Source organism: Nocardia sp. NPDC060220, assembly GCF_042727815.1.
Lineage (GTDB): Bacteria > Actinomycetota > Actinomycetes > Mycobacteriales > Mycobacteriaceae > Nocardia.
This window is the reverse complement of sequence record NZ_JBHWZY010000662.1, coordinates 1-3,917: the sequence shown is the minus strand read 5'-3', so window position 1 is coordinate 3,917 and position 3,917 is coordinate 1. Positions and strand designations below refer to the sequence as shown.

The window sequence follows — 3,917 nt, the reverse complement described above, 5'->3', positions numbered from 1 at the left end:
GTCCACTTCGACCTCGGCGCCTGTCGCGCGCAGCTCGCGTGCTGCCGCGGCGGCCAGTCGATCGGCCAGCAAACGTGTCGACGAAGGCTGTGAAAGCCCTGCCGACACCACGGCGATACGGGTTGTCATGCGATCACCTCCGTGGTGTGCGGGCCGCCGAGTGCGCGGCGCGTCACGCGCCGACCTCCGCCGTGGTTTTGGCGGCGAGCAGCGAGTCGTGTGTCGGCGCGTCCGGGACGTGGGCCGGGCGTCGAGCCGCGAACTCCTTGCGCAGCACCGGGATCACCTCCTCGCCGAGCAGGTCCAGTTGCTCGAGCACCGTCTTCAACGGGAGTCCGGCGTGGTCGACCAGGAACAGCTGGCGCTGATAGTCGCCGAAGTGCTCACGGAAGGTGAGTGTCTTCTCGATGACCTGCTCCGGGCTGCCTACGGTGAGCGGGGTCTGCTCGGTGAAATCCTCCAGCGACGGGCCGTGTCCGTAGACGGGCGCGTTGTCGAAGTAGGGCCGGAATTCACGGACCGCGTCCTGAGAGTTCTTGCGCAGGAACACTTGTCCGCCGAGCCCGACGATCGCCTGGTCGGCACTGCCGTGGCCGTAGTGCTCGTAGCGCCTGCGGTACAGGTCGATCAGCCGCTTGAAATGGTCGGTGGGCCAGAAGATGTGGTTGGCGAAGAAGCCGTCACCGTAGTACGCGGCCTGTTCGGCGATCTCCGGGCTCCGGATCGACCCGTGCCAGACGAACGGCGGCACGTCGTCGAGCGGACGCGGGGTCGAGGTGAACGACTGTAGCGGCGTACGGAACTTGCCTTCCCAGTTCACGACGTCTTCACGCCACAGCCGGTGCAGCAGCGCGTAGTTCTCGATGGCCAGGGGGATGCCGTCGCGGATGTCCTTGCCGAACCACGGATAGACCGGGCCGGTGTTGCCGCGGCCGAGCATCAGGTCGACGCGGCCGTCGGCCAGGTGCTGCAGCATCGCGAAGTCCTCGGCGATCTTGACCGGGTCGTTCGTGGTGATGAGCGTGGTCGAGGTGGACAGCGTGATGTTGTCGGTGCGGCCGGCGATGTAGCCGAGCATCGTCGTCGGTGACGACGGCACGAAGGGTCGATTGTGGTGCTCGCCCATCGCGAACACGTCGAGACCCACTTCCTCGGCCTTCTGCGCGATCGCGACCATCGCCTTGATCCGCTCGGCCTCGGTGGGGGTGCGGCCGGTGGTGGGATCGGTGGTCACATCGCCGACGCTGAAGATTCCGAACTGCACGGGCCCTCCTTTGGTTGCCATGGCAACTATAACCACGGCAGGCGGGCACCTATTCCGATGAGATGCGGATCACATGGTTACTCGGCGAACGGCCGGCGCGTTCGGCCGATCAGGTCGGCCACCGAGCCCACCACCATCGTCGGCCGAAACGGATAGGCCTCCACCGAGGACTTCGTCGAGATGCCGGAGGTCACCAGCACCGTGCGCAGACCCGCCTCCAAGCCGGCGATCACGTCGGTGTCCATCCGGTCGCCGATCATCACCGTCGATTGGGAATGCGCGCCGATCTGACGCAGCGCCGAGCGCATCATCAGCGGATTGGGCTTGCCGACGTAGTACGGCTCCTTACCGGTGGCGCGGGTGATCAGGGCGGCGACCGAACCGGTGGCGGGCAAGACGCCGTCGCGCGAGGGTCCGGTGGCATCAGGATTGGTGGCGATGAACTTCGCGCCCCTGTCCACCAGCCGGATCGCGGTGGTGATCGCCTCGAAGGAGTACGTCCGGGTCTCGCCGAGCACAACGTAATCGGGGTCGCTGTCGGTGAGCACGTAGCCGATCTCGTGCAGCGCGGTGGTGAGACCGGATTCGCCGACCACGTAGGCGGTGCCGTTGGGGCGCTGGTCGTCGAGGAAGGTCGCCGTGGCCAGCGCCGAGGTCCAGATCGACTCCTCGGGGATGTCGAGGCCGGTGTGGCGCAGGCGGGCCTGGAGATCGCGTGGCGTGCGGATCGAGTTATTGGTCAGCACGAGGAACGGGATCTCGTTGGCCCGCAGTTCGGCGAGGAACTCGTCGGCGCCGGGGATCAGTTGATCCTCGTGCACCAGCACGCCGTCCATGTCGGTGAGGTACGACAAGATCTGCTCATCCTTGGTGGCCACCAGTTAATTGTCCGCTAAAACTCGGCGTGGTGGGTGACGAAACGGCATGGGCGCGGATGACGGGCTGCGCGCTAGTGTCGTGTTGGCAGGGGTCAACGGACGACAGGAGTGGCTGGAATGGTTGAGCTCAAGCTCGGGTACAAGGCATCGGCAGAGCAGTTCGGGCCACGAGAGCTGGTCGAACTCGGCGTCGCCGCCGAGCAGCACGGTCTCGACAGCGCGACCGTGAGCGACCACTTCCAGCCGTGGCGCCACGACGGCGGCCACGCGCCGTTCTCGCTGGCCTGGCTGGCGGCCGTCGGCGAGCGCACCGAACGCATCCAGCTCGGCACCTCGGTGCTCACCCCGACCTTCCGCTATAACCCGGCGGTGATCGCGCAAGCCTTCGCCACCCTGGGTTGCCTGTACCCGAACCGGGTGATGCTCGGCGTGGGCACCGGTGAGGCGCTCAACGAGATCGCCACCGGTTACAAGGGCGAATGGCCCGACTTCAAGGAGCGCTTCGCCCGCTTGCGCGAAGCGGTGAAGATGATGCGCGAGCTGTGGACCGGCGATCGCGTTGATTTCGACGGCGAGTACTACCACACCGTCGGCGCCTCCATCTACGACGTTCCCAAGGGCGGCATCCCCGTCTACATCGCCGCGGGCGGCCCGGTGGTCGCCAGGTACGCGGGTCGCGCGGGCGACGGCTTCATCTGCACCTCGGGCAAGGGCATGGACCTCTACACCGAGAAGCTGCTGCCCGCCGTCGCCGAGGGCGCCGAGAAGGTCGACCGCGATGTCGCCGAGATCGACAAGATGATCGAGATCAAGATCTCCTACGACACCGATCCCGAACTGGCACTTCAGAACACGCGATTCTGGGCCCCCCTCTCCCTCACCCCCGAACAGAAGCACGACATCACCGACCCCATCGAAATGGAGAAGGCCGCCGACGCCCTCCCGATCGAACAGGTCGCCAAGCGCTGGATCGTCGCCAGCGACCCCGACGAAGCCGTCGCCAAGATCAAGCCCTACCTCGACGCGGGCCTCAACCACCTGGTCTTCCACGCCCCCGGCCAAGACCAGCTCCGCTTCCTCGACCTCTTCAAGCGAGACCTGGCCCCGCGTTTGCGCGCCCTGGGCTGAGCCCGCAAGTAGCCTGACCAGTTATGCCCCGGGTCCGCCTCTGCTTCGGCAAGCCGCCCGGGGCATTGCCTTGCCGGGGCATTGCCTTGCCGGCGAATAGCCACCGGAACCTCACATCGCCGCCGCCGTTGCACCGGGCCACATTTGCCCGACTGGTCAATAGATTTTCCAAATCGAGTTCTTTTCGACCGAAGACTGCGAGTTGTCCCATAAATGTTCTTGGAAAGAATCGTCGAATAGCTGTTCGGTATATGATCGATCGATTCGGCCGAGATCAGTAACAGTAATTGTGGCTACATTTACCGAGACAGGATTCTTCTTCAGCCAAATTGCGACGGCTGTAGCAGCAGGTCTTAGGTCATCGATTGCGTTCGTACCAGCCACACATAGATTCACGGTCATCGAATATTCGCGGGGCTGCTCCAGGTCAGGTGCCACACGGATACTGAAAACCTCCAACCCTTCCGCTGTCGCCAACCGGTCCGCCACCCCAGAAAGTTCCGGGTCATCAATATCTTGTCGGGGAAGACAGTCGGGCGATGGGTACCGGATCGATGGCGATGGCTGCGCTATTTCACTGGAAGAAGCCGGTTTGGCTGTGGTGGAATCGGCGCCACAACCAGCCGCAAGGATCGCACAAACGAGCA

Annotated in this window: 4 protein-coding genes; 1 reads left to right on the top strand and 3 read right to left on the bottom strand. The window is 64.7% G+C overall.

Features of this window, described 5'->3' with window-relative positions:
- Nucleotides 1-172: 172 nt before the first annotated feature.
- Entirely contained in the window at nt 173-1,264 is a 1,092-nt protein-coding gene (locus ACFWF3_RS27280; RefSeq protein WP_378996051.1) for an LLM class flavin-dependent oxidoreductase, read from the bottom strand.
- Between the two features lie 77 nt (nt 1,265-1,341).
- The gene (locus ACFWF3_RS27275) at nt 1,342-2,100 is read right to left on the bottom strand and encodes an HAD-IIA family hydrolase (protein ID WP_378996145.1); all 759 of its coding nucleotides are present in this window, start codon (nt 2,098-2,100) and stop codon (nt 1,342-1,344) included.
- A 159-nt stretch (nt 2,101-2,259) separates the two neighbouring features.
- Here ACFWF3_RS27275 and fgd point away from each other — a divergent pair, with 159 nt between their 5' ends.
- Nucleotides 2,260-3,270 carry a glucose-6-phosphate dehydrogenase (coenzyme-F420) gene (gene fgd / locus ACFWF3_RS27270; protein ID WP_378996048.1) on the top strand — a complete coding sequence of 337 codons (1,011 nt, stop codon included), beginning with the start codon at nt 2,260-2,262 and terminating at the stop codon, nt 3,268-3,270.
- Between the two features lie 156 nt (nt 3,271-3,426).
- Here the strand turns inward: fgd and ACFWF3_RS27265 are convergent.
- Nucleotides 3,427-3,917: hypothetical protein (locus tag ACFWF3_RS27265; protein ID WP_379316244.1), on the bottom strand; the 491-nt coding region annotated here is incomplete at its 5' end.

Coding starts and splice junctions, on each gene's coding strand:
- ACFWF3_RS27275 (WP_378996145.1), bottom strand. CDS start 2,100: ATGGACGGCGTGCTGGTGCACGAGGATCAACTGATCCCCGGCGCCGAC.
- fgd (WP_378996048.1), top strand. CDS start 2,260: ATGGTTGAGCTCAAGCTCGGGTACAAGGCATCGGCAGAGCAGTTCGGG.